The sequence below is a fragment of the Streptomyces sp. SPB162 genome, assembly GCF_029504575.1.
Classification (GTDB): domain Bacteria; phylum Actinomycetota; class Actinomycetes; order Streptomycetales; family Streptomycetaceae; genus Actinacidiphila.
Genome location: NZ_JAQFII010000001.1, coordinates 984009 through 1008368 on the forward strand (window position 1 = coordinate 984009; position 24360 = coordinate 1008368).

General features: G+C 69.9%; 28 protein-coding genes. 24 read left to right on the forward strand and 4 right to left on the reverse strand.

Going from position 1 to position 24360, the window contains the following annotated elements:
• Positions 1–9: 9 nt before the first annotated feature.
• Positions 10–1251 (reverse strand): helix-turn-helix transcriptional regulator, encoded by a 1242-nt coding sequence (locus M2266_RS04470; protein WP_277436933.1) that lies wholly within the window; start codon positions 1249–1251, stop codon positions 10–12.
• Between the two features lie 254 nt (positions 1252–1505).
• On the opposite strand from M2266_RS04470, the gene M2266_RS04475 reads away from it, so the two are divergent.
• Positions 1506–1892: an ATP-binding protein gene (locus M2266_RS04475; RefSeq protein WP_277441064.1), complete on the forward strand. Its 387-nt coding sequence runs from the start codon at positions 1506–1508 to the stop codon at positions 1890–1892.
• A gap of 62 nt (positions 1893–1954) precedes the next feature.
• On the opposite strand, the gene M2266_RS04480 is transcribed toward M2266_RS04475, so the two are convergent.
• Positions 1955–2455, reverse strand: a complete 501-nt coding sequence (locus M2266_RS04480; RefSeq protein ID WP_277436934.1) for an SAM-dependent methyltransferase — start codon at positions 2453–2455, stop codon at positions 1955–1957.
• Positions 2456–2527: 72 nt separating this feature from the next.
• The gene (locus M2266_RS04485) at positions 2528–3916 is read right to left on the reverse strand and encodes a Tat pathway signal protein (protein WP_277436935.1); all 1389 of its coding nucleotides are present in this window, start codon (positions 3914–3916) and stop codon (positions 2528–2530) included.
• A gap of 294 nt (positions 3917–4210) precedes the next feature.
• Here M2266_RS04485 and M2266_RS04490 point away from each other — a divergent pair, with 294 nt between their 5' ends.
• From M2266_RS04490 to M2266_RS04590, 21 genes are all read left to right on the forward strand, one after another.
• Positions 4211–4603, forward strand: coding sequence for a DUF6415 family natural product biosynthesis protein (locus M2266_RS04490; RefSeq protein WP_277436936.1), 393 nt, complete (start codon positions 4211–4213; stop codon positions 4601–4603).
• A 228-nt stretch (positions 4604–4831) separates the two neighbouring features.
• Positions 4832–6676 (forward strand): glycoside hydrolase family 15 protein, encoded by a 1845-nt coding sequence (locus M2266_RS04495; protein WP_277436937.1) that lies wholly within the window; start codon positions 4832–4834, stop codon positions 6674–6676.
• A complete protein-coding gene (locus tag M2266_RS04500; RefSeq protein WP_277436938.1) occupies positions 6676–8136 on the forward strand; it encodes an ATP-binding protein in 1461 nt (486 codons plus the stop codon). The genes M2266_RS04495 and M2266_RS04500 overlap by 1 nt, the downstream gene beginning before the upstream one ends.
• Positions 8133–8543, forward strand: coding sequence for a roadblock/LC7 domain-containing protein (locus tag M2266_RS04505; RefSeq protein WP_277436939.1), 411 nt, complete (start codon positions 8133–8135; stop codon positions 8541–8543). The genes M2266_RS04500 and M2266_RS04505 overlap by 4 nt, the downstream gene beginning before the upstream one ends.
• Positions 8540–8896, forward strand: a complete 357-nt coding sequence (locus tag M2266_RS04510; RefSeq protein ID WP_277436940.1) for a DUF742 domain-containing protein — start codon at positions 8540–8542, stop codon at positions 8894–8896. The genes M2266_RS04505 and M2266_RS04510 overlap by 4 nt, the downstream gene beginning before the upstream one ends.
• On the forward strand, positions 8874–9464 hold the full coding sequence (locus tag M2266_RS04515) for an ATP/GTP-binding protein (protein WP_277436941.1): 591 nt from the start codon (positions 8874–8876) through the stop codon (positions 9462–9464). The genes M2266_RS04510 and M2266_RS04515 overlap by 23 nt, the downstream gene beginning before the upstream one ends.
• The gene (locus M2266_RS04520) at positions 9461–10639 is read left to right on the forward strand and encodes a cytochrome P450 (protein ID WP_277436942.1); all 1179 of its coding nucleotides are present in this window, start codon (positions 9461–9463) and stop codon (positions 10637–10639) included. The genes M2266_RS04515 and M2266_RS04520 overlap by 4 nt, the downstream gene beginning before the upstream one ends.
• 13 nt (positions 10640–10652) lie before the next feature.
• Positions 10653–11885 carry a cytochrome P450 gene (locus M2266_RS04525; protein WP_277436943.1) on the forward strand — a complete coding sequence of 411 codons (1233 nt, stop codon included), beginning with the start codon at positions 10653–10655 and terminating at the stop codon, positions 11883–11885.
• 26 nt (positions 11886–11911) lie between these two features.
• A complete protein-coding gene (locus M2266_RS04530) occupies positions 11912–12190 on the forward strand; it encodes a LuxR C-terminal-related transcriptional regulator (protein ID WP_277436944.1) in 279 nt (92 codons plus the stop codon).
• Between the two features lie 8 nt (positions 12191–12198).
• Entirely contained in the window at positions 12199–12837 is a 639-nt protein-coding gene (locus tag M2266_RS04535; RefSeq protein ID WP_346780867.1) for a hypothetical protein, read from the forward strand.
• A complete protein-coding gene (locus tag M2266_RS04540; protein ID WP_277436945.1) occupies positions 12834–13409 on the forward strand; it encodes a DUF6624 domain-containing protein in 576 nt (191 codons plus the stop codon). Before M2266_RS04535 ends, M2266_RS04540 begins: the two co-directional genes overlap by 4 nt.
• Positions 13410–13483: 74 nt before the next feature.
• On the forward strand, positions 13484–13951 hold the full coding sequence (locus M2266_RS04545) for a DUF6082 family protein (RefSeq protein WP_277436946.1): 468 nt from the start codon (positions 13484–13486) through the stop codon (positions 13949–13951).
• Between the two features lie 39 nt (positions 13952–13990).
• Positions 13991–14398, forward strand: a complete 408-nt coding sequence (locus tag M2266_RS04550) for a 6-carboxytetrahydropterin synthase (protein ID WP_277436947.1) — start codon at positions 13991–13993, stop codon at positions 14396–14398.
• A complete protein-coding gene (locus tag M2266_RS04555; protein WP_277436948.1) occupies positions 14395–15141 on the forward strand; it encodes a 7-carboxy-7-deazaguanine synthase QueE in 747 nt (248 codons plus the stop codon). The genes M2266_RS04550 and M2266_RS04555 overlap by 4 nt, the downstream gene beginning before the upstream one ends.
• A 56-nt stretch (positions 15142–15197) precedes the next feature.
• Positions 15198–15827: a GTP cyclohydrolase I FolE gene (gene folE / locus M2266_RS04560; protein WP_277436949.1), complete on the forward strand. Its 630-nt coding sequence runs from the start codon at positions 15198–15200 to the stop codon at positions 15825–15827.
• Positions 15824–16651 carry a hypothetical protein gene (locus M2266_RS04565; protein WP_277436950.1) on the forward strand — a complete coding sequence of 276 codons (828 nt, stop codon included), beginning with the start codon at positions 15824–15826 and terminating at the stop codon, positions 16649–16651. Before folE ends, M2266_RS04565 begins: the two co-directional genes overlap by 4 nt.
• On the forward strand, positions 16648–17727 hold the full coding sequence (locus M2266_RS04570; protein WP_277436951.1) for a hypothetical protein: 1080 nt from the start codon (positions 16648–16650) through the stop codon (positions 17725–17727). Before M2266_RS04565 ends, M2266_RS04570 begins: the two co-directional genes overlap by 4 nt.
• Positions 17724–18416, forward strand: coding sequence for a thymidylate kinase (locus M2266_RS04575; protein ID WP_277436952.1), 693 nt, complete (start codon positions 17724–17726; stop codon positions 18414–18416). Before M2266_RS04570 ends, M2266_RS04575 begins: the two co-directional genes overlap by 4 nt.
• Positions 18417–18450: 34 nt before the next feature.
• Entirely contained in the window at positions 18451–19380 is a 930-nt protein-coding gene (locus M2266_RS04580; protein WP_277436953.1) for a DUF2797 domain-containing protein, read from the forward strand.
• A gap of 60 nt (positions 19381–19440) precedes the next feature.
• Positions 19441–20286 carry a class I SAM-dependent methyltransferase gene (locus M2266_RS04585; protein ID WP_277436954.1) on the forward strand — a complete coding sequence of 282 codons (846 nt, stop codon included), beginning with the start codon at positions 19441–19443 and terminating at the stop codon, positions 20284–20286.
• A complete protein-coding gene (locus tag M2266_RS04590; protein WP_277436955.1) occupies positions 20283–20828 on the forward strand; it encodes an NUDIX hydrolase in 546 nt (181 codons plus the stop codon). Before M2266_RS04585 ends, M2266_RS04590 begins: the two co-directional genes overlap by 4 nt.
• Before the next feature lie 15 nt (positions 20829–20843).
• On the opposite strand, the gene M2266_RS04595 is transcribed toward M2266_RS04590, so the two are convergent.
• On the reverse strand, positions 20844–21371 hold the full coding sequence (locus M2266_RS04595) for an NUDIX domain-containing protein (protein WP_277436956.1): 528 nt from the start codon (positions 21369–21371) through the stop codon (positions 20844–20846).
• A 142-nt stretch (positions 21372–21513) separates the two neighbouring features.
• Here M2266_RS04595 and M2266_RS04600 point away from each other — a divergent pair, with 142 nt between their 5' ends.
• Positions 21514–22722 carry a hypothetical protein gene (locus M2266_RS04600; RefSeq protein WP_277436957.1) on the forward strand — a complete coding sequence of 403 codons (1209 nt, stop codon included), beginning with the start codon at positions 21514–21516 and terminating at the stop codon, positions 22720–22722.
• A gap of 173 nt (positions 22723–22895) precedes the next feature.
• On the forward strand, positions 22896–23987 hold the full coding sequence (locus M2266_RS04605) for an IS630 family transposase (RefSeq protein WP_277436958.1): 1092 nt from the start codon (positions 22896–22898) through the stop codon (positions 23985–23987).
• Positions 23988–24360 lie beyond the last annotated feature (373 nt).

Here is a 24360-nt window from a genome sequence, read left to right on the forward strand (position 1 = left end):
CGCAGGGACTCAGGATGCGAACTGCCGCAGATGGCGGCTGAGTTCCTGCTCGCTGTCGGGGAGCGACGCTGCGATTGCCAATGCGCGCTCCTTGCCCATCGTGTTCGGCTTGGCCTGTGCCGCTGCGGCGAACTGGCGTGACACGTAGACCCCTTGGTCGACATCACCTCCACGCAGCAGGGCAGAAGCGAGATCACCGAGAACCACGACGCCTCCGTCCGGGAGTTCGTCTCCGAGGCGGTCGACTGCGGTGTCTGCTGTAGCGGTGAGTTCGGGACGCCCCAACTGCCCGTATACAGAGAGGGCCAACGAGTCCATGCGGTATGGGGTCACGAACCGGACCCACGCCTGCTCGCTGGTGTGATCTGCGAAGTCGTAGGCGAAGCGCGCTCGCTCCAACGCCCGGAGCGCCCCCATTTCGTCGCCAGCCGCCGCAGCCTCCTCCGCGTGCCTGCCGAAGACCCAGGCAGCAGCAGTAGCGTTGCCACGGCCTCGCACGTCGCTGGCCGCTTGGGAAAGGAACTCCGACTTCGCCTTCGGCGTCGAGGCGCCGTAGCTGCTGTAGGTCAGGGCCAGGGCTCGGAGCGGAGGGTGCCCCGCAGTCGTCGCGCACTGCGACGTGACCTTGTAGTAGGCGTCGGCTTTGTCGTGCTCACCCAGGTCCCAGGCCACCCAACCGGCCAAGGCGGCGGTTTCTCCGGCGGCGATAGTGAGAGCCCGCTCGTGCTCGCCGGCACGAGGCAGAGCCGCGGTGATCGCGTCAAGATGCGACTCGACCGTGCTTTGTAGCCGCCAGGCGCTGAGATTGAGTTCCTGGACGTGTAGCTCAGCGGCCCGGTCGATGAGCGCGACGGCGGAGGGCGAATCGATCTTGGACCCCTTGCTGAGGGCGAAGGCGAGGCGCCCCCAGGGCTCTGCAGCCGCGCTCACGCCAGCAGCGGCGCCACCCAGCAGCGTGCGACGCTTCACGGCGTCCTGGACCTCCTCTGCATTGGCATGCCCCTTTCTCTTCCGAGCGCGGGCAGCCTTGGCCTCCTGCTGTAGCTCCTCGAAGGGCACACCACAGGCCGCCGCGATGTGGGCGATTGTGTGATTGGTAGGGACGTTCTCGAAGTTCTCATAGCGGCTGATCTCTCGGCGGGTCATGGTGTCCCGGCCGGAGACAGCGTTGATCGCCTCTGCCTGCTCCTCCTGCGTCCGGCCCGCATCCTGCCGAAGCCGCAGGAGCAGGTCGGCGAACGGATCTGGCACGAGTGTGACCTCTGTTGGTGGGCGGAATCTAATCATGGCCTCAATTCCCCCTCCGGCTCTCCCCCTTGACAGATTTTTCCCCCTCTGGATTCCCCTGGTCGACGGCGTCGCCACGCGGTGCGATAGCCCCCATGACCAGGCTTCAAGAGCAGGCCCCGCCCGGCGGGGGCATCCGTAGCTTTACCGACGTGGCAGGCGTGTCATGCACGAGGTCGGTTCACGAAGACCGGCACAGCACATCGGCGAGGGCAGACATACCGGCGCCATCCCATGGCTGTCAGGCCGCCTTTCTCCCTGCTCTCACGAGAGTTGGGGAAATGCGGCAGACAGCCGGGGCGTTCCTGCGGCGGTGCCGCGTTTCGGAGCCGGTGGCGGGGGTCGTCGTACTGGCCGTCTCGGAGCTGGTCACCAACGCTGTGGTTCACGGTGAGGGAGAAGTCGTGTTCCGGATCACGGTGGCCGTCGACGTGGTGCGCGTCTCGGTCACCGATCACAATCCGGCCCCAGCTGTACTCAGGGAAGCCGGACCCGCTGGTGAATCCGGTCGAGGGATCCGGCTTGTCGATGCGATCTCAGACGCGTGGGAGAGCAGCGGCAAGGAGACGTGGTGTGAGTTCCGGTGTGCGAGCGCCGCGGGTTGAGCCAGACTTCTAACTGGTTCCCGGCCATGCGGTTGACGAGTCGGGCAGCTCAGTCACTTCCCCTACAAGGGACGCTCCGAGGGCCGTTCGCTTGCCTTCGCCCAGTAGCTCGGTTCAAGCATCTCGCCAGGCCATGCGGGCTGACGGATCAGGCCCTGAGGCCCCATCTGTTCGAAGTACGGTGCGAGGTCGATCACGGGCGTCCCGTCGACGGCGTCGAGATCGGTTACCACAAGGTCCCTGCCTTCGACCTTGAGCAACCGTGGGTAGCTGACCGCCAGTTGGTTGGGGCGCCGGTGGTTGCGGTGGACGAACGTACCGGTCGCCGGCCAGTTCGGATTTCCCCTTGCACTGCGTGCGTGGAGCTGGACGTCTTCGGGTCGGGCCAGATGAAAGCGCCAGGTCACGGTCAGGTGGGAGAACTCCTCGATTCCTTGCAGCGTTTCAAGGGGATACGCGTCGTCGAGCCGGATGATCGATTCGACCCCGCCTTGGTAGTCGTCCTGTACGCGGGTGTGGCCGCCGACGACCGTTGCGATCGACTTGACCTCGTAGGTCGGCATCAGCGCTCGTTCCTCTCCCTGGGCGTAGCGTGCGCGGCGGCCTCCGGTCGGCGCCGCGAAACCGTTCTGTGGTCAGCCTATGGCGCGCAACATGCCTCGCGCGCGACGGTCCAGTTCGGCGACGTGGAGACCACCGCGCTGCCGGACGGGCGAGATGTCGATCTGCATACGGACGATGACGTCGCGGGCTCGCCCGGACTGGATACCGGCCATGGCGTCGAGTGCTTCGTTCCAGGTTGCGCATGCCTCGTCAAGGTGCCCCTGCTGGACTTGGACTGCGCCGAGGTAGCCGAGGGTCACGCTGTGGGTACGGGCGAACTGCTGGCGTCGGCGCGTGGCCACGCTGCGCTTGAAGTGGATCTCCGCATCCCGAGGCTGACCCATGTCACGCAGAGCGCAGGCCGTCTCGTGGGCGAGGGAGGCTTCCTGGAAAAAGCCGACGCGGACCGGTGCCTCGGTGGCGTCGGCGCGGGCGAGGTCCCGCTCCGCGCGGCTAATGGCCGCGAGGGTGCCAGCCCGGTCGCCATCGGACGCGAGGGCGCGTGCATGGACGATCGCCAGCAGCGCCTTTTCACGATGGCTGGCCTGGCCGTAGCGGTCGCGGGACATCGAGGCGTCGGCCAGGGCCAGCGCCCGGCGCGGATGCCCGAGGTCCACGGCCTGGTGGGCGAGGGCGCGCAGGACATGACCACCAAGCGGTCCGTCTCCCGCTTCCGCCGCGATGCGGGCGGCAATGGTGAGGTAGCGCTGAGCAGTGCGGTGTTCACTGGCGTCGAAGGCCATCCAACCGGCGAGGTAGGTCATCTCCGCCACGGCGGAGTACGTGTCACGGCGAAGCTGATCTGTACGGAATCGGCCGCCGAGGAGCGGCACCGCCTCGTCGAGCAGGTGGCTGGCAAGGGCTTTGCGGCCGGATGCGCCGCCTCGCTGCTGGTCGCGCGCGGAGTAGTAGACCGTGAGGTCGCGGACGTCGTCGACGTCGGCCTGAGTCACCGAGCGCGAGGAGGCTGGTCGGCGGTTCGTCGCTGCAGCGGGGGCGGCTGCCCACCACGAGGTGGTGGGCAGGGCAAGGCCGGCCGCGGAGTAGGCGGCGGTGGCCAGCAGCTTGCGTCGGTGCATGTCGAGATCGTCGCTTCCCAGCTCGGCCAGTGCGGTCAGAGGGTCGACGCTCCAGTCGGATCCGGTGTCGGTCGTGCCTGTCGGCGCTTCTTCCAGCCCGAGGTCGGCCTGGGAGAGGCGGCGGCCGAGTCTGCGGGACAGCGTCTCGCGCAGGATATGCGGCGCTCTCCCACTCGGCTTCGTGCCGAGCACCCACATGGAGATGTGCGAGCGGGAGATCGCCTCCAGCTCGCGCACTCCGCACTCCGCGGCCACGCGGGCAACAGCGGCGGCTGCTTGCGGCTGGGACCAGCCTGCTTCGCGCAGGAGTGCGGCGAGGGCGACGTTTCGTTCACGGGCCATGGACTGCCCCTCGGTTCCGAAATGATCTTTGGCGCCTTTGGCGGCCTTCCCGTCCGCACAGGCATACCCCTCGGACGGGATTCACGGTTCGCTCAACGTAGCTGCCAGGTCACCCACTTCGCACGCCAGCCGTCGGCTCCGACCGGCGATCTCGGCTCACTTTGGCTTGATCCGAACAGGAGTTGCGTCATGCGCCTTTCGCTGGACCCTCACCGAGACGGCAGCCAGCCCGTGGGAGAGCGCGGGCGGCGAGCGCCCGTCACTGAGGCGCCGGCGCCGACGCGCGATCACGTGGTGGCCGCGTCGGAGACGGTGACGCTGGTGCTGGGCGAGGATTCGCCACTGCCCGAGAGCGCTGCCGATGTGGAGGACCTCGTTCGCCTTCTGCGCGGCCACATTGCCCAGTTGGGCGCACAGACCGCTCCCGGGATTCCCGCCCTGCTGCGCGCGCAGCGGCTCTGCTCCGACAGCGTCCCCGAGGGCTACATGCCGAGCCGGGTGTACCTGGTCAGGCTCGCCGAGGCCACCCAGGAGCTGATGGCACACGTGGAACGCGGCGGTCCCGGGCCGATCAGCGTGCAGGGCGGGCGGCGTTGGCGGAAGCCCACGGTCAACGTGCTGCGCGGGGCCGTCTTCGCCCTCGCCCTGGCCTGCCTGGTCTTCGCCGCTTCGGTGCCGCGGACATGACGGTGACCGGCGCCGTCGTCATCGCTTTGATCCTCGGGCAGACGGCCTGGCTGGTGCTTCGCGGCGAGCGGGCGGCCGGCCCTGCACGAGCCGTCGAGGACCTGCCGCCGCCCGGCAATGCTCCCCCTCGCCCCGGTGACCACCGACCTGCCTTCTGCCCACCTTTCCCTGCCGCTGCGGCGGCCCCGAAACCACCCCGGACCCGCGGGGCTCACGGAGATCGACACGATGAAACGGCTTCCGCGCATCGAGCAGTACGGCCTGATCGGCGACATGCAGACCAGCGCCCACGGCTGCGATGACGGTTCGATCGACTGGCTGTGCCTGCCCCGCTTCGACTCGCCGGCCCCGTTCGCGGCCCTGCTCGGTTCGGAGAAGCACGGGGCATGGCGCATAGCCCCCGCCGCCGCCTGCCAGGAGGGCGCCGCGGCGAGCGCCGAGCGGCGCTATGTCGGCGAGTCCCTCGTGCTGGAGACGGTGTGGAGGACCTCCTCCGGCAGCGTGACGGTCACCGACTTCATGCCGCCGCGCAACGGAGCGCCGCAGGTGATCCGGATCGTGGAAGGCACGGCCGGTCAGGTCTCCATGGTGTCCGCGCTGCGCGCCCGCCCGGGGTACGGCCGCATCAGTCCGTGGGTCCATGAGGTGGGCGGACGCATGGTGGCCGAGGGTGGCGAGGACGCGCTGTGGCTGGACACGGCCACCGAGCAGCGGGAGAAGGACGGGGCGATCGTGGGTTCCTTCACGGTCGCCGTCGGCGACAGCGTGGCCTTCGTGCTGAGCTGGAGTCCGTCCCACGGCTGCGCGCCCGAGATCCCTGAGCCCGAGGCGGCGCTGGAGGCGACCCTGGCGTTCTGGGAGGACTGGGCGAGCCAGTGCACCTACACCGGGCCCTACCGCGACGCTGTCCTCCGCTCGGTCATCACCTTGAAGGCGATGACGTACGCGCCCAGCGGGGGCATCGTCGCCGCGCCGACCACGTCGCTGCCCGAGGAACTCGGCGGCGAACGGAACTGGGACTACCGCTACACCTGGCTGCGCGACGCCTCCACCACCCTGGCCGCACTGCTCGGGTCCGGCTTCCGCCAGGAGGCCGACTTCTTCCGCCGGTGGCTCCTGCGGGCGGTGGCCGGCGATCCGGAGAACCTGCAGATCATGTACGGCATCACCGGCCAGCGGGACCTGTCGGAGCGGGAGTTGGGATGGCTGCCCGGATACGAGAACTCGGCACCGGTCCGGATCGGCAACGGCGCGGCCGACCAGGTGCAGCTCGACGTCTACGGCTACGTGATCGAGACCCTCTACCTCGCGCACGAGAGCGGCGTCGCCCCGTGCGGGGACACCGCGGTCCTCCACCAGCGGCTCGTTGAACACCTGGCCGAGCGTTGGCAGATGCCCGACGAGGGGATCTGGGAAGTCCGCGGAGAGCGGCGGCACTTCGTCCACTCCAAGATCATGACCTGGGTGGCCGTCGACCGCACCATCCGCCTGGTCGAGGCCGGTGCCATGGAAGCCGACCTGTTCGCGCTGATCGAGCTGCGCGAGGCCATCCACCACGACGTGTGCACGCGCGGCTTCGACGCCGAGCGCAACACCTTCACCCAGTCCTACGGATCGCAGGAGGTTGATGCCGCCCTGCTGCTGATCCCCCAGGTGGGCTTCCTACCGCCGGACGACCCGCGCGTGGTCGGAACGGTGGAAGCGGTGCGCCGGGATCTGTCCACCCCCGAGGGCTTCGTGCACCGGTACCGGACCGCCGGGAAGCGCACCGGGATCGACGGCCTGACCGGTAACGAGGGGACCTTCCTCCTCTGCTCGTTCATGATGGTCGACGCGCTCGCCCTGACCGGCCGCCTGGACGAAGCCCACGCCCTGTTCAGCCGACTGCTGGCCCTGCGCACCGACCTCGGCCTGCTCGCCGAGGAGTACGACCCCACCAGCGGGCGGCAGCTGGGCAACTTCCCGCAGGCGTACAGCCACATCGGGGTCATCGGATCCGCGCTCCTGCTGCAGCAGCTCGGCGCGGGTGCGCCTGCGGCGGAGGCGGACGCCCTCGTGGCGGCGAGTGCCTGATGAACACGCTCGCCATCACCACACTCGTCCTGCTCACCCTCGCGGCCGTCGTCGCCGTGGCAGCGGTCTGGGTCACCCGTCGCCGCTGGCTCGCGGCACGACAGCAGGCACTTCTCCTGGCCCGCGAGCAGCAGGCAACCGGGCAGGCTCTGGACCGGCTGGTCCACGAGGTGCTGCCGCAGATCCACACGGCCGGCGGCCGGGCTGCTCCGCCTGTTCTGGCGCCGGAGCTGGCCGGCACCGCGGTCGGCTGGCGGCTGGAGCTCGCGGTCAAGGCCACCGCCGGCCTCGCCCAGGCCATCGTCCGTGACATCCAGTATGCCGCGCACCAGGAGATCGAACAGGTCAAGACGCGCGGGGCGGAGGAGCTGCACCGTGCGCACACCGACGCGCAGGCGGAGATCACACGTGTGCAGGCGAACGCCGTGCGGTCGACCGAGGCCGCGGTGCGCAGCGTGTCGTCGGCGCTGGTGGGAATGGCCGCCCGGACCAGCCGCAGGGTCAGCGAGGGGGTCCGGGCGCACCAGGACGACGCCGCCTTCGAGACGCTGACCGGGATCGACCGCACCGTCCAGCAGACGCTGCTGGTCGCGCAGGGCTGGACGGTCCTGGCCGGCGGCAAGCTGACCCGGCACTGGACCACCACGAGCCTGACCGATCTGGTGCGGGCTGCGATGGGCTACGTCGAGGACTACCAGCGCGTGGCACCGCAGGAGTTGCCCCTCGCGGTGAAGACCCGTGTCGTCGGGCCCGTGGTGCACACCCTCGCACTCTTGCTGGACAACGCGCTGCGGTTCTCCCCGCCGCAGTCCCGCGTCCACGTCTCCTTCGAGCAGGGCCACCACGGGGTCACCGTCATTGTGGACGACAGCGGTCTGCAGATGACGCCGGAGCAGCTCGACGAGGCACGGGACGTCCTCACCGGCCAGCGAACCGACGACATCACACGGCTCGGCGCCCTGCCCAAGACCGGCTTCCGGGTCGCCGCCGCCCTCGCTCGCGCCTACGGCTTCCGGGTCGACGTCCAGGCCCCCAACGCGCTGCTGGGCACCCGCGCGCTCCTCACCCTGCCCCAGGACCTCCTCACCACCGTGGCCGAGGCCGCACCCGCACCCGCGCTGTCGGCGGACAGCGTCCCGCAGGGCGCGCTCGCCCCCGTCCCGGAGAGCCGCCTGGCACTGGCCCCGCCCGCGCGAGGACCGCAGCCCGTCGCCGTACCGGCACACCCGCCGGCAGAGGAGCGCCTCGATGCGCCGGCCGCTGTCGGGACGACGGCCAGCGGGCTGACGCGGCGCAACCGGCGCGGCACCCCGGCACCTGCTCCAGCCCGCCGCCCGGCCAATGCGGAGCCGGGACGCGCGAGCGTGATCGCCTCCTGGGCCCGCGGCACCCAGGCGGCACGCGCCGAACTTGACGCCGCCCCCTCCCTGACCCCTGACGAGCAAGGACACGAGGCATGAGCGAGAAGAACATCGGCTGGTTCCTGGAGCGCCTGGAGGAGACCGACGGCGTGGAGTACGCCGTGCTCGTCGCGGCCGACGGCATGAGCCCGGACTACACGCCCCGCCTCCCGCAGGAGCAGGCGGAGAAGATCGCCGCCATCACCTCGACGCTGTGGGCGGCGTCGCGGGCCTACGACCACGAGACCGGCGGCGGGGGCGTGCGCCAGTTCGTCATGGAGTCGGTCGACCACATCTCCCTGCTCGTCCCGGCCGGGGAGAACACGATGCTCGCCGTCCGCACCAGCAGCCCCAACGTCGACGTCGACGTGATCAGCGAGGCCGCCCTGCGGCTGGCGGGAAGTGTCGGCGATCATCTGGGCGTCAAGACCCGGGTGACCAGCGGCGTGGAAGCACCGCCGGCATGAGCAGGCCGCGGCAGGATCCCGACCTGGTCAGGCCCTACGTCCGCACGGGCGGACGTACCCGCCCCAGCACGGACGTGTGTCTGGAGAGCGTGGTCTTCGCCGCGACCGGCACACACCCCGGACTTAATGCCGACGGACGCCGCCTGCTGGCTCTGTTCGCCGGCTCCCGCGGCGGCGGTCTGGCCGTCGCCGAGATCGCATCCGAACTCGCCTTGCCGCCCTCGACCACCCGCATCCTCGTCGCCGACCTCATCGGACTCGGGCTGATGACCCTCGCCCAGGTCCACGACGCCGAACGCCCTCCCGCCTCACTGATCGAAAGGGTCCTTCATGGCCTCCGCGCTCACGCCTGACCGGTTCGTCGCGCCGACGGTGACGGCGACCGCGAAGATCGTGGTCGCCGGAGCCTTCGGCGTGGGCAAGACCACGTTCGTCGGCAGCGTCTCCGAAGTGCCGCCCGTGCACATGGAAGAGACCATCACCCGGGCCAGCGCTCTGGTCGACGACCTGGCCCGCACGCCGGAGAAGTCCACCACCACCGTCGGCGTCGACTTCGGGCGCAAGCACCTCGGCGACGACCTGGTGCTGTACCTGTTCGGCACCCCGGGCCAGGTCCGGTTCCGGTTCCTGTGGGAGGAGCTGATCGTCGGCGCCCTCGGCGCCCTGGTCCTGGTCGACCCCCGCGACCTCGATGCCTCCCACGAGATCCTCACCCTCCTCGAAGAGGCCGAAGTGGCGTACGCGGTCGCGGTCAACCAGTTCGACGGCGCACCCCGCTACCCGCTCGCCGAGATCCACGAGGCGCTCGCCCTGGAGGGACACACCCCGCTGAGCGTGTGCGACGCCCGCGAGCGGGCGTCGTGCATGCAGGCACTGATCCAGCTCACCGAATACCTCGCACGTCTGGAGCCCCGACCGTGAGCACCGCGCCCCCTCGCATCTCCCTGTACGAGCCGGACTTCGCCCAAGACCCGCACGCCTTCTACCGGCGTATGCGCGAGCAGTTCGGGCCCTTGGTCCCGGTGGACCTGGCGCCCGGCGTGCCCGCCACGCTGGTCGTCGGCTACGAGGCGGCCCGCCGTATCCTCGGCGACCCGCAGCGTTTCCCCGCCGACCCGCGCCGGTGGCAGACCACCGTCCCGGACACCTGCCCCATCCGGCCGATGATGGAGTACCGGCCCAACGCCCTGCGCTCCGCCGGCGCCGAGCACGCCCGCTATCGGGCCGCGAACACCGCCGCGTTGCAGGCCGTCGACCAGCACGCGCTGCGCGATCACGTCGAGCAGGTCGCCGCCCAGACCATCAGCGCCTTCGCTGCCGAGGGGAAGGCCGACCTGCTGGCCCAGTACGCCTGGCCGCTCGCGTTCCAGACGCTCAGCCACCTGCTCGGCTGCCCCGACGAGGTCGGGCGACGGATCGCGGACGGCATGTCCAAGATCTTCGACGGGGTCAACGCCTCCATCGGCAACCAGATCCTCGCCCAGGCCGTCACCGACCTCGTCTCCCTGCGCCGGGCGCATCCCGGAGACGACGTGACCAGCAGGCTCCTCGTCCACGTCGCGCGGCTGAACGACGTCGAGATGGGCCAGCAGCTCATCACCCTCTACGGCGCGGGCATCGAACCGCTGACCAACCTGATCACCAACACGCTCCTGGAGATGCTGACCAACCCGGATTTCTCCGGCGACCTGCACGCCGGCGACGCCTCCGTCCGCGAAGCCCTGGACATGGTCCTGTACCGCGACCCCCCGCTCGCGAACTTCTCCATGAGCTACCCGCCCCGGCCTGCCGACGTCGGCGGCTACCTGCTCCCGGCCGACGAGCCGGTGGTCATCAGCTACGCCGCCTGCAACAACGACCCCGATCTCGGCGGGCGCGCGCCGCTGGGCAACCGCGCCCACCTCGCCTGGGGCGCCGGCCCGCACAGCTGCCCGGCCAGCTCTCACGCCTACCTCATCGCCGAGGCCGCCATCCTCCACATCCTCGACGCCCTGCCCGAGATGGACCTCGCCACCCGCCGCGAGGACCTCACCTGGCGCCCCGGCCCCTTCCACCGGTCCCTGGTGACCCTGCCGGTCACCTTCCCCACCAACTGAAAGAGACCTCGACGTGCCCGAACAGCAGATACTCGTCCTCGACCCCACCGGCAGCGACCCAGACGCCGAACACCAGGCCCTGCGCGAGCGCGGCCCCGCCACCCTCGTAGACATCCTCGGCGTGCGCGCCTGGTCCGTCTCCGACCCGGCTCTCCTGAAGGAACTGCTCACCAGTAAGGACGTCTCCAAGGACGGCCGCGCCCACTGGCCGGCCTTCGCCGAGACCGTCCCCACCTGGCCGCTGGCCCTGTGGGTCGCGGTGGAGAACATGTTCACCGCCTACGGCGCGAACCACAACCGCCTGCGCCGCATGGTCGCCCCCGCCCTCTCAGCCCGCCGCACCGCCGCCCTCCAGACGGGCATCGAGACCCTGGTCACCGGGCTGCTCGACGACCTCGACGCCCTCCCGGCCGGGGAAAGTGCCGACCTGCGCGAGCACCTCGCCTACCCGCTGCCGATCGCCGTCATCGGCCAGCTCATGGGCGTCCCCGCCGACCAGCGCGCCGAGTTCCGCACCGTGGTCGACAACGTCTTCGCCACCCACCTCACCGCTGAGGAACAGACGGCCAACACCGCCGCCCTCTACGGCCTGCTGGACGCCCTCATCGCCACCAAGCGGATCACGCCCGGCGAGGACATGACCTCGCTGCTGATCGCCACCCGCGACGAGGAAGGCGACGGTTCCACCCTCAGCGACGCCGAACTGCGCGACACGCTCCTGCTGATGATCAGCGCCGGGTACGAGACCACCGTCAACGTCATCGACCAGGCCCTCACCACCCTGCTGTCCGACCCGCAGCAGCTCGCCCATGTCCGGGACGGACGGTGCACCTGGCAGGACATCGTCGAGGAGACCTTGCGGCACGAGCCCGCGGTCAAGCACCTGCCCCTGCGCTACGCCCTCACCGACATCCCGCTCCCCGACGGGCAGACCATCCGGTTCGGCGACGCCGTCCTCGCCTCCTACGCCGCCGCCAACCGACACCCCTGCCTGCACCAGGACGCCGACCAGTTCGACGCCACCCGGATCAGCAAGGAGCACCTCGCTTTCGGGCACGGCGTCCACTTCTGCCTCGGTGCTCCGCTGGCCCGCCTCGAAGTCGCCACGGCCCTGCGCCTGTTCTTCGAGCGCTTCCCCGACGCTCAGCTCGCCACCCAGCGCGAAGACCTGCAGCGCCTGCCGAGCCTCATCAGCAACGGACACACCAGCGTCCCCGTCCTGCTGCGCCCCACGACGACCGACTGACCGGCCCTCAACGAGGAATCCTTGCCATGACCGCCCTCGCCCCAACACAGCCCCTCACCCCGTCCGAACAGCGCATCGCCCAGCACGTGATCAAGGGCCTGGACGCCCGCGAGATCGCAGCCGCCACCCAGCTCAAGCCGAACACCGTCCACTCCACGCTGCGCACCGTGCGCTGGAAGCTGGCCTGTCCCGAACGCTGCTCCCTCACCGTCGTCGCCCACCGCCTGGTGGTCCTTGCGCACAGCTGGCAGCTGCTGCCGGCCGAGCATGCCGCCCACGCGACGCGAAGCGGGGCAACCCAGTGACCCGCCCTATGACCCCCACGGCCAGCGAGGACCGCTCCGTCCCCGTCCCGTTCACGCAGACGCCGCCGGCCGCCATCTACGAGATGCGCATGCTGAGCACCGCGGCCGAGCGCAAGGAAGCCGCCGCCCTCGTCCAGGACCGCCAGCACTGGCTCACCCTGCACAGCCTGCCCGTACCCGCCCGAGCCGACATCCCCGCGCAGTTCCGCGAGGCGCAGACCTTGCCCACCGGACTGTTCGAGGACGGGAGGCTGCTGGCCTGCATGATCCCCGAGGGCGACCCCGACCTCGGATGGGGCCAGGGGCCGTGCCTCTTCCTCCACAGCATCCACACCCTGCCCGGCCACTCCGACGACATCACCCGCCTGATCACCCTGTGGGCGTCCGACTTCGCCGCCCGACTCGAGCTCCCTGTCGTACGGGCCGAGACCCTGGCCCGCCACGCCCTCGAAGCCGAACCCCTCGCTGCTCTCCTGCGTCGGCTCACCGACACCGGCTGGGACGTGTGCGGATCCGGCTCCGGACGCGACGGTGATCGAGTCGCCCGCCTCGAACTCCCCGCCGAGCCCCGCCCCGGGCTCAGCGCGCTGATCAGCTGCCAGGTCCACGCGCCTCAGCAGGCCCCGGGTGATCGGAGCAACGCGTGACAACCGACGAACCGCTGCGGCCCGACCTCGCCCACGAGCTGATCGCCCGCGCCACGGAATCGGCCGCGCACCGGGCCAAGCGCGTGCGCGACCAGCTCGACGCCGTCCAACTCGGACAGGGCCGGCACACCGACCACGCCAACACCAAGGCGCTGCGCCGCATCCTGGCCGACCACGACTGGCCCGGCCACCGCCTCGTCGGCCCCGACGCGGCCCGCGCCGCTTGGAGCATCGCCCTGCACAGCGACGACGAACCCGACTTCCAGCGCGCCGCCGCCACCCTGCTGGGACGTGCGGTCCAGGACGGCGACGCACTGGTCCAACACTGGGCGCACCTGCACGACCGCACCCTCATCACCAGCGGGCGAGACCAGGAGTACGGCACCCAGCTCCTGCTGCGCGCCGACGGCATCGAACTGTGCCCGCTGCGCGCGCCGGAGTCAGTCGACGCACGCAGGGCCACCGTCGGTCTGCCGCCGATCGCCGTCGCGCGGAAGACGGTGCGCCGCCGGTACACCCCCCACGGCTCTGCCGATGAGGCCCCGACCGTCGTCCTCGCGGGGGCCGCGTGAAGAAGCGGAACCCCAACTTCTCGACCAGTCGGTCTCGCGGCCGCAACTCCGCTCTGCGAAAGGATTGCTGACGCATGAAGCTCACCACCGCCGTTCTCGCTGCCGGTGTTGCCGTCTCCCTCACCACCGCCGTGGTCGGAACGGCCCGGCTCCGGCAGGACGCGCGACACCAGGCCGAGCGAAACGAGGCGCTGCTCGCGGGCAACCAGATCGACTGGCTGGCGCAGATGTCCACCAATCCCGATCTCGCCAAGCTCTGGAAGCCGGAGGACATGGAGGCCGAGGAGTACATGCAGCTCATGTCGGCCAACCGGCTCATCTGCGCGCTCAGTCTGCGCGACCGCCTCGGCTTCGTCCCGAAGGGGCACCTGCCCTTCTTCGCTGCCTGGATCATGAAGAGCGACATCAGCCGACGGTACTGGAAGCGGTTCGGTGACCTCCGCGCCCAGGAGGCCGAGGGAGACGAGCGCGCCGAGCGGTTCACGAACGCTCTGGACCGGGCCGCTCAAGCCCATTCGCACGAACACACCGCAGCCGCCTGAAGAAGAGGCTGCCTCACCCTCAACTCGTGGAGGAAATCCGTGGACTTCAGTGCTGTTCCACTACCCGGCGACTTCACCATCGGGAAGACGTTCAACTTCGAGGCTGGCCACCGGCTTCCCGGGCTGCCGGACGAGCACAAGTGCTCGCGCCAGCACGGGCACAGCTACGAGGTCGAGGTCATCCTCACCGCACCCTCGCTGGAGGAGCCCGGCTTCGTCGCGGACTTCGGGGCGCTCGCTCCGTTCAAAGAGTTCCTGAACACCGAACTCGACCATCACAACCTGCACGAGATTCTTCCCTGCGAGCCGACCTCGGAGCGCCTGGCCCAGTTCCTGGCCGGGTGGTTCATCCAGAACCTTCAGCCCGCCATCCCTGGCCGCCTGGTCGCCGTTCTGGTCCGCGAGACCCAGAGCAGCTGGGCCCGCTTCGATGTGGAGGGACGGTGACCGCATCCGAGACGATCACCGACGAACCGACGGCTGCCGAAGGCGAATCCCGCCTGATCGTCGCGGAGTGCTTCGGCGTCGAGATGCCGACCTTCCAGGGCGAGGGACCGAGCTGCGGACACCCGGCGCTGTTCATCCGCCTGTCCCGGTGCAATCTCACCTGCGCGAAATGCGACACGAAGTACACCTGGGACTGGTCCCGGTTCGATCCGCGCAAGGAGTCGGCGAAGCGGTCCGTGGCGGACCTGGTGGCCTGGGCCGCGTCCTCGCCGGTCGGGCTGGTCGTGATCACCGGCGGCGAACCGTTGATCCAGCAGGCGCGGCTGGTGCCTCTCGTGCGGGGGCTGACAGCAGCCGGCAAGCGGATCGAGTTCGAGACAAACGGCACCATCGCGCCCACTCCCGAGCTGGTGGCCGACGGGGTCCGGTTCAACGTCTCGCCCAAGCTTGCCAGCTTCGGCGTGAAGGAGACCAAGAGCATCGTGCCAGCCGCGCTGGAGGCGTTTGTGGCCTCCGGGCGGGCGGCGTTCAAGTTCGTCGCTTCCACGGTGGCCGACCTCGACCGGATCGCCGAGCTGACCGACACTTACCGGCTCGCGCCGGTGTGGGTGATGCCGGAGGGCACCACCCCCGACGTGATCACCGCGACCACGCGGGTCCTCGCGGACGCGGTCGCGGCCCGGCACTGGCACTTCACCACCCGGCTTCACGTGTTGGCCTTCGCGGACGCCCGAGGCCGCTGACCGCACGCGCCACCATGCCCCATCCGTTCCCCAGTCCCCGGAAACGAGAGACGCCCATGACGACCTCTATCGCCAGCCCTGCGGCGGCGCCGACCGCCGCCGTCCCCGGGCCCGCTGCGGTCATCGACACCAGCCGGGTCGCCGGCCTGATCCACCAGCTCTTGGTCGAGCTGGGCGAGGACCCCGCCCGCGAGGGGTTGACCGGCACCCCGGACCGCGTGGCGGCCTGGTGGAACGCCTTCCTGTCCCCGGACGGCGCCGCAACGGCCACTTGCTTCACCGAGTCCCAGTTGGGCGGTCAGCTGGTCATCGTGGGCGGCATGAGCGTGTGGTCGCTCTGCGAGCACCACATGCTGCCCATGAACTTGCAGGTCACGGCCGGATACGTGCCGGACGGCGAGGTGGTGGGCCTGTCGAAGTTCGGGCGGATCGCCCAGCATTTCGCCGGCCGACTGCAGGTCCAGGAACGCTTCACCCGCCAGGTCGCCGAATACCTCAACGGCGTGATCGGACACGAGAACATCGCCGTCGCCGTGCGCGGCGTGCACCTGTGCATGAGCATGCGGGGCGTACGGATGGAGGAGGCCCGCACCACCACGGTGCACTCGGGCGGGCGCTTCGGCACTGATCCCGTCCTTTCCCAGCAGTTCCTCACCCTCACGACCGGCCTGTGGGGGGCGCCGTGATCACCACTGCGGGAATCGACGTCTCCGTCATCGCTCCGCCTGCCTACCTGGAGAACTTCGTCGCCCAGGAGCCGGCCCGCGTCCACCACGTGGCCGCCCAGCACGTGCTGTCCGACGAGATCTACCGGGCCTTCTTCGCTCGCGAGGCCGAGCGAGGCGCCGAGATCATCGTCGACAACGGGCTCTTCGACCTCGGCTACGCCCTGCCGGCGGAGCGCCTCGTCGAAGCCGCGCTCGCGGTGTCCGCGAGGGAGATCATCCTGCCGGACGTCATGTGGGACGGGGCCGCGACCTTGAAGGCGAGCGAGAAGGCCGCGCGCGAGATCCGGGAGCTGTCCGGCGACGCATTCCGGCTGTGCGCGGTCCTGCACGCCGCGGACGACGACGAGTGGCTGCGCACCTACGACGCCTTCGTGACCAGCGACTGGGCCGGGGCCATCGCTCTGCCGGCCTCGCGTCGACCGGATCCCGACGAGCAGCTGTGCCGCACCCGCTGGTTGGCAACTGCCTATCTGCAGGATCGCGGCCTGGTCGACGATCTGCTCATCTACCGGCTGCTCGGTCTGGGCCGGACCGGGCACCTGGAACTGATCGAGCAGCGCGAGCACGAGTGGATCTCCTCCGTGGACGGCGCAGCCCCGGTCATCCTCGGTGCGATGGGCATCGCCTTGCTGCCCGAAGGCCCGTACGCGAAGCCCTCCACGCCCCGCATCGAGAAGCTCGGCCCGATCCCCGAAGACCGGTTCGACCTAATCCGGAAGAACATCTCCGTGGTCCGCGCGGCGGCCGGCAGCACCGTGACGATCGCCGAGGAGCACCGATGACCCCCTTACTCGCCGACCCCGCCCCCGGACTCCTGCGCGCCGCCCCGATCGAGCCGGCCGGGCACACCATGACCCACGCGAGGCTGCTGCGCTACCTGGAGATCAAGGTCCACCACCTCATCCAGGACCAGGACTGGGACAGCATCCGCGTCATCGGCGGCTACGACCGCACGGCGGTGGTCTCCCGGTACGAGAAGACCGGGAAGCTGTTCAACATCGAACGGCCCACCGCAGAGATCCACGGCCGTGACCTCATCGTCAAGGCGTTCCCCGGAGCCGACTACGTCCAGCACTACGCCCTGATCATCGCCACGTACCTGGCCATGACCGGCCGCCCCGCTGGCACCGTCACCTATCAGCCGCCCGAGCAGGAGGAGTGCCGAGCGGCGCTCGACGCGCTCGACCTGGAACTGGACGGCGACCTGGTGATCGTCGGCTGGGGCCTTCAGTACCTCGCTCCCGAGAACGGAGTGTGGACGCGCGGACCCGGCTACGCGTGGCAGCGCATCGAAGTCGCCGACCGTCGCGTGGTCTACCTCGGGTTCCTCCACAGCATCTGGGGAGACGTGGCCGGACGGGTCGTCGCGCGCCTTGCCGAACTCGGCGCAGGCGATGTCGTCTACGTCGGCAAGGTCGGCTCGCTGACCCCCGGTGTCGAACCGAACGCCTGGCTGGCGACCGGCAACACCAGCCTGGTACGCGGGGCGATGGTGAGCTGGGACGACTTCTTCGGCGACTACGCCGCCGCCCACGAAGGGGTGCGCAGCGGCCTGCACGTCTCCTCCCCGTCGATCCTGCTGGAGAACCGCGACTGGCTGGCCCAGCACACCGCCTCGTACGCCTTCGTCGACCCGGAGATCGGCCCCATGGGGGCGGCGGCTCGCCAGGCGGGGATCAGATTCGGCTACCTCCACGTCATTTCCAACAACCTCGCCACCCATTATCCCGCCGACCTGTCCAATGAGCGTCACAGCGACGTCCTGCGCCAGCGCGCCGTCCTGGTGGACCGCATCCGCACCATCATCACCGGCCGCCTGAGCGCCAGCCCGACCCACCCCCTGGGAGAAACCCGATGACGGCGAACACGCCGGCCACCACCGCAGCCGGGAAGCTGATCACCTTCGTCGGCGGTGACGGGGCCGGCAAGTCCACCCTCGCCGCCCGCCTGCACCAGGCCCTCAACGACGTCGGCCACACGGCAGTCCTCATCGGCAAGCACAGCACCGACGTCCCCCAGGACCCGGAGCTGTCCGGCTACCTCGACCGCCTCAACGAGCTGGTCTTCCGGCGCGACGCCGGCGTCGCCCAGGCATGCGGCGACCACTACTGGCTGCTTGCCCTGGCTTCCTGGCACACCCTGCAGGACCGGCTCGTCATCCAGCCGGCCCTCGCCGCGGGCACCTACGTGATCCTCGACAACGCGCACCACAAGATCCTCGCCCGGTACGCGGTCAACCCCGAGGTCTCCCCCCACCTGTGCGAGCAGGTCTTCGCGCATCTGACAAAGCCGGACCTGGTGTTCTTCCTGAACATCGGTGCCCGCGAGGCTCTCGTCCGCAAGGGCTCGTTCACTTCCCTGGAAGCCGGCCACGCCGGCGGCGGTGACGAGGACTTCATCCGCTACCAGGACGCCGTCCTGGACCAGATGCGCGAACAGGCGCAGCGCGGCGCCTGGTTGACGCTGGACGTCGCCCAGCTGGACCGCGACCAGGTCTTCAAGGCCGCCGCCGCTGCCCTGGCCGACCGTCTGCACCTGACCGTCTGACCCAGCCCCGATCCCGATCGACAAGGAACGCACCATGGACCAGGCCCTGCCCGCTAGCGGGACATTCGTCTGCCACGGCATCACCTGGGCGAGCGGAGACCCCCGTCTTCTGCTTGCCCCCGTGACCGGCGGACCGCTCGTCTACGCCCCGGTCACGGGCAGGCGCCTGGGTTACCAGGTGAGCGGTACCGGCCGGTGGTGCACCGGCCGGTACCGGTTCGCCGACCGCGTCCGCGTCGAGGCGGTCGCCTGCCCTGACCGGGCCCCAGCCGAGGCCGGCGGACAGTGCGCGGCCTGCGCCGGGCGGGACGACTTCCGCTTCGCCCACCGGTTCCACTCCGGCGGGCACGTTCCCGACGCCCTGGCGGCGTACATGGCCCAGCCGCACTGGCTGTACCTGGCGACGTTCGCCGACGGCACCACCAAGATCGGCACCGCGGCCGAACCCCGTAAGCGCTCCCGCCTCGACGAGCAGGGCGCGCTGATCGCCACCTACCTCGCCCACAGTGCTGACGGCCGCGCCGTGCGGTTCCTGGAGGAGGCCCTCGCCCGCCGCCTCGGCCTGACGCAGACCGTGCGAGCCGCGGCCAAGCTGGCGGCCCTGGCCGAGCTGCGCGACCTCGCCCCGGCCCGCGCCGCCCACCAGCAGCACCTCGCCCGCGCCACCGAGGCCCTGAGCGGCCTGAACGTCCCGGCCACGCCGGAGCCGTGGACGCCGCCGGGCGAGGGCGACCTACTACGGACGCCGGAGGCCGGGCGCGCCTTGTACCCGCACGACCCGCGCTCCGGTGAGCACGGGCTGACGGTGCTCTCCTGCCTCGGCTCCCAGGTCCTCGCCACCCTCGACGGCGACGGTGAACAACTGCCCTACCTGCTCGACCTCGGCGCCCTCAAGGGCCGGCGCATCGTCCTCGGCGCACAGTTCTCTTCACCGCCCGCCGCCGTACAGTCCGCGCTCTTTTGACCCTGACCGAACGCCCGGCCTGCACTGCCGGGCCGCCCTGAGAAGCGAGGCCACAGCAACATGGGACCCCAGGACGCCCTCCTCGGCTGGGACGAGGACACCAACGCCGAGGCGTACCACGCCTTCACCCGCGCCCACCCCATGTACGACGCGACCAGCCGCGACCTCGCACGCCGAGGCCATCTGGCCAACGCCAGCCTGGTGGTCGACCTGTGCGGCGGCGCCGGCGCGACCGCCCGCGCGATCCTCGACCTCATCCCGGCCCACGCCAGGGTCGTCTCCATCGACAACGCCGCCGCGATGCAGCGTGTCGGCCGCCGCACCCTGACCGACGCCCGCCTGACCTGGATCACTTCCCCGGCCGAACGGCTCGCCGACCACCTCCACGCCGAAACCGCCGATGCTGTGGTGTGCAACTCCGCTATCTGGAAGACCGATACCGCCGCAGTATTCGCGGCCGTCGCTCACATCCTGCGCCCAGGTGGGCACTTCGTCTTCAACATCGGCGGCGGCTTCGCCGGCGTCCTGCACCCCGACGAACTGTCCGCCCGCACCGGGCCTTCCCTGAACGCCCTCATCCGTCAAGTCGCCGCTGAGGGCCACGGATACACCCCGCCGCCGAACGACCCGGACGGGCCGCCGAAGCTGCCGCTGAAGACGGTCACCGAGCAGCTGTCAGCAGCCGGACTGGCGGTCGTCGGCAGTGAGGTCACCGCCCAGCACAGCACCATGGCCGAGAAGAAGGCGTGGCTGTCCATCCCCGTCTTCGCGCGGCCTGAGGGCGACTTCACCCACGCCCAGCGGATGCAGATCCTCGACGCCGCCTACGCCATGACCACCCCCGGTGCCCCAGCCGTGACGAGCTGGCTCGTCGTCGTCGCCCAACGGCCGGAGGCCGCCGCATGACTCCGGCCGCCCTGGCTCTCGGCGGCGGGGCCCGCCTCTGTGACCACGCAAGCGTTGGGGTACTGATCTCCTCTCCGAGCGGCCTGCTGGTGTTCGAGCGGGCGACTCCTCCGGCCGGAATCGCCCTGGTCGCCGGCCACGTCGACGAGCATGGCGGCCCCGAGCAGGCAGCCCGCGAGGAGGTCACCGAAGAGGTCGGTCTCAACGTCGCCCACCTGCACCTGTTGCTGGATCAGTGGCGGCCCAACCGCTGCCGCCTCACGCCCAGCGGTCCGGTCGGCCACCACTGGTGGATCTTCCAGGCCGAGGTTTCCGGGTCGCTGTGCCCCTCGCCCCGGGAGGTCCGCGCCCCTCGGTGGATCCGCCCCGATCAGCTGCAGCAGCACGCGCTGCGGACCGCCGCGTACGCCAACGGGTGCCTGGACCGTGAAGAGTTCGAGCGCGAACCCGGCCTGGAGCCGGTGTGGTGCCGTTTCCTGCACGACCTTAAGCTCGTCACCCTGCCCTCGGCCGACCTCGACCGGATCGAGGCCGCCCTGTGAACGGCGGCCAGGGTCCTACCTCAGCGGGAGCCGGCCGGCCGCAAGGCGGCGAGCGTGCGCACGGATCCGCTCGCGGTCCTCGGGGAAGACGCTGTCCCAGCTCGTGTCCAGACGGAACCATGCCGCCGGCTGGTTCTGCTCTCCGGCGAGCGGTACGTCGCGTCCGACGACCGCGGCGTAGGACAGGCCCAGCGTCGGAGACCAGTCGGCCCGGTAGGAACGCACCGCCACGGCTGCGGGCTCGGGCAGCAGCTCGCTGCGCAGGCCGGCCTCCTCCAGCAGCTCTCGTGCCGCCGCCGCACGCGGTGCCTCGCCCGGCTCCACCTTGCCACCGGGCGGCACCCATCCGCGCACGCGGTGCTTGACCAGCAGGACGTGCTCGAAAGCAGGGTCGGTGACCCACACCTCGGCCGCCAGCGGCTCCATCGGATACCGACGGGCTTCCTCCAGCCAGGCCCGTGCACCGTCGAACTCCCATGCGGCGAGGCGGGCATCCGCAACAGCCTCGTCCAAGATCACCTGACCGACTTCACCATGACTCACCCGCCCCACCCTAGGCCGACGAACCGCCCGGACGTCACATCGACGACCAGGCAGCCATCCGGGGATGCCCGGCCGACCCGGTAGCCCCTTCGGGCTGCAGGGCGATCACCCATGGTGCCCGCTTCACACGAAGGAGACCAGCGTGCACGATGAGCAGCCCTCGGGCCAGGGAGCCTGGGTCGTCCTCGGCGGCGTCCACCTCCTCAACCGCACCGCGCCACGGCGACCAGACGAGCCGATCGTCGTCGTACGGGTGCCACCGCAAGAGGTATGCAGGCCGGCCACCACCGTGATCGTCCACTGGAACGCACTGGGGCCCTGCCAGGCCGAAGCGCTCCACCCCGGCGGCACCCGCCTCGGGGCGGCCAGGATCGACGGCAGCGAACTGTTCCCCGACGCCATCGCCGGCCCCGGCCTGCGCGACCTGGTCGGCACCGAGGCCGCCCCCGGCCTGGTGCCGCTGTGCTACCTGGCCGAACACCCCGGCGGCGGCTACCACGCGTACGCGCAGATCCGCTTCCACCCCGAGGACGCCTGCTTCGTCCGCACCACCCGAGAACCAGTCGGCCACGGCCCGGTCCAGGAGCTGCGCTGGCTCGAGCCCATGCTGACGGCGCACGCCGAGTCGAGCACGGCGCTCAACAACCACCTGCGGTACTTCCACAAGCACTTCTCCGGCACCGAGCTGGAGTTCAAGTACACCCTCGACCCGGCACCGAACATATGGGCCGCGTCCATGGAACTGCTCAAGGCACTGCGCGACGGCAAGCTGGAAGGCTGCCGTCCGGAGTACCGGGAAGAGTTCCAGATCCACCACACCGAGAACCATCTGTTCGACGTCACCGGCCCCGAGCCCGAGATCGGCTACGCCTCCTTCATTCCCACCGTCACCGCCGGGCACGTGCTCAAGCGGAAGTGGTTCACCGAGGACGCCTTCGCCCGCCGCGAGGAACTCACCTATGGCCTCGACATCACCCCCGACCGTTTCGGGACGTTCCTGCGCGAGGACCTGGGCCTCCAGGTCCGGGCCATGCCTCCCTTCCAGCGCGTCCGTTACGACATCCAGTGCGAGTCGCTGCGTACCGGACACGTCTACGGCATCTTCTTCGACCGCTGCGCCCTCCTCGCGGCGCCCGACGTGGTGCTCTCCCAGTGCGAGCTGGAGTACCTCCGCTCGCGCAGCATCCTCGACCACGACGAGGACGAGGTCCTCATCGAGATGAAGCGGATCGACAGCTGGCTCTGCGAGTACCTCGCCAGTCACAGCTGGGCGGCCGAGCACACCTTCTACTCCAAGCGCAGCTTCCTTCGCGACGCCGTCGCCTTCCGCCCGGACCTCGCCGCGCCATGACCGGCCAGGCGGTCTCCGGCAATCCCCCGCAGGAGGTACCGCAACCCACATGAGTGATCGAACACAGCATCACAGCCCACCTTGCCCGGCCACAGAACGCGAGGGCCCGGTATTCGAAATCAGGTTCTAGTGTTCTGAGTCTTGAGTTCGGTGCAGTTCGGTAGGCTTGTCCTGTGGCACGTCTGGGGCGGCCGAAGGCCGAGTTGGTAGTGACCGCTGTGGAGCGGGCGAGGTTAGAAGAGTTGGTGCGGCGGCGGTCGACGCCTCAGGCGCTGGCCATGCGATGCCGGATCGTTCTGGCGTGTGCGGCCGGTGCCACGAACCGGGAGGTTGCGCGGCAGGTCGGGGTTGAGGAGCACACGGTCGGCAAGTGGCGGGCCCGCTTTGTGCGGGACCGTCTGGAGGGCCTTGGTGATCTGCCCCGGTCTGGTGGTCCGCGGTCGGTGAGTGATGAGCGGGTCGCCGCCGTCGTGAGCAGAACGTTGGAATCGAAGCCGAAGAACGCCACGCATTGGTCGACGCGGTCGATGGCGCAGGAGCTCGGTTTGTCGCAGTCGACGGTGTCCCGGATCTGGCGGGCATTCGGTCTGCAGCCTCACCGCTCGGAGACCTTCAAGCTGTCGACCGATCCCTTCTTCGTCGACAAGGTCCACGACGTGGTCGGCCTGTATCTGGACCCGCCCGAGCGGGCGCTGGTGTTCTGTGTCGATGAAAAATCGCAGATCCAGGCCCTGGACCGGTCCCAGCCCGTGCTGCCGATGATGCCGGGAGTGCCTGAACGGGCAACTCATGACTACGTCCGGGCCGGCACGACCACCCTGTTCGCCGCACTCAATACCGCGACCGGCCAGGTGATCGGTTCCCTGCACCGCAGGCACCGCGCCGAAGAGTTCAAGAAGTTCCTGGTCAAACTTGACCGTGAAGTGCCGGCGGGCCTGGACGTCCATCTCGTGCTGGACAACTACGCCACCCACAAGACGCCCGCAATCAAGAAGTGGCTGTTGGCCCACCCCCGCTTCCGCCTGCACTTCACTCCGACCGGCTCGTCCTGGCTGAACCTGGTCGAGCGGTGGTTCGCCGAGCTGAGCAACAAGCGGATACGGCGAGGCGTCCACCGCTCCGTCCAGGCCCTTGAAAGAGACATCCGCACCTGGATCGGCAACTGGAACGAGGATCCCAAGCCGTACGTCTGGACCAAGACCGCCGACGAAATCCTCGAACGCCTCGCTTCCTATCTGAAGCGAATTCCTGACTCAGAACACTAGATTTCGCCCGCCTCCACCCGTTACGGCGACAGCAGACCCGCCGTTACCCGATCACCTGTCCGCATCTCGGCAGAAAACTCCGTCGCCGCAGGTCAGTGGGTGGCCAGGAGATCGCTCCGGAACGCACACTCATCGATTGGGAAACGCCCAGCTGATCGCTGCAGGTCAGAACGTTTGCTCGGAGCATGTCGTTGGGTCCTCAGGTCGGACCGTGGCCCAGTGGCTGACCACCCTCCAACATTCCTGTACGCCGCACGGGTCCCGCCAGCACTGCGGTTCAGGTGAGCTCACCATGATCGCCACGAGTGAAGGGGGCCGCAGTCGACGTTCCGCGGCGCCTCCTCGCGGCGGGCACGGCAGCGAACAACGGCGT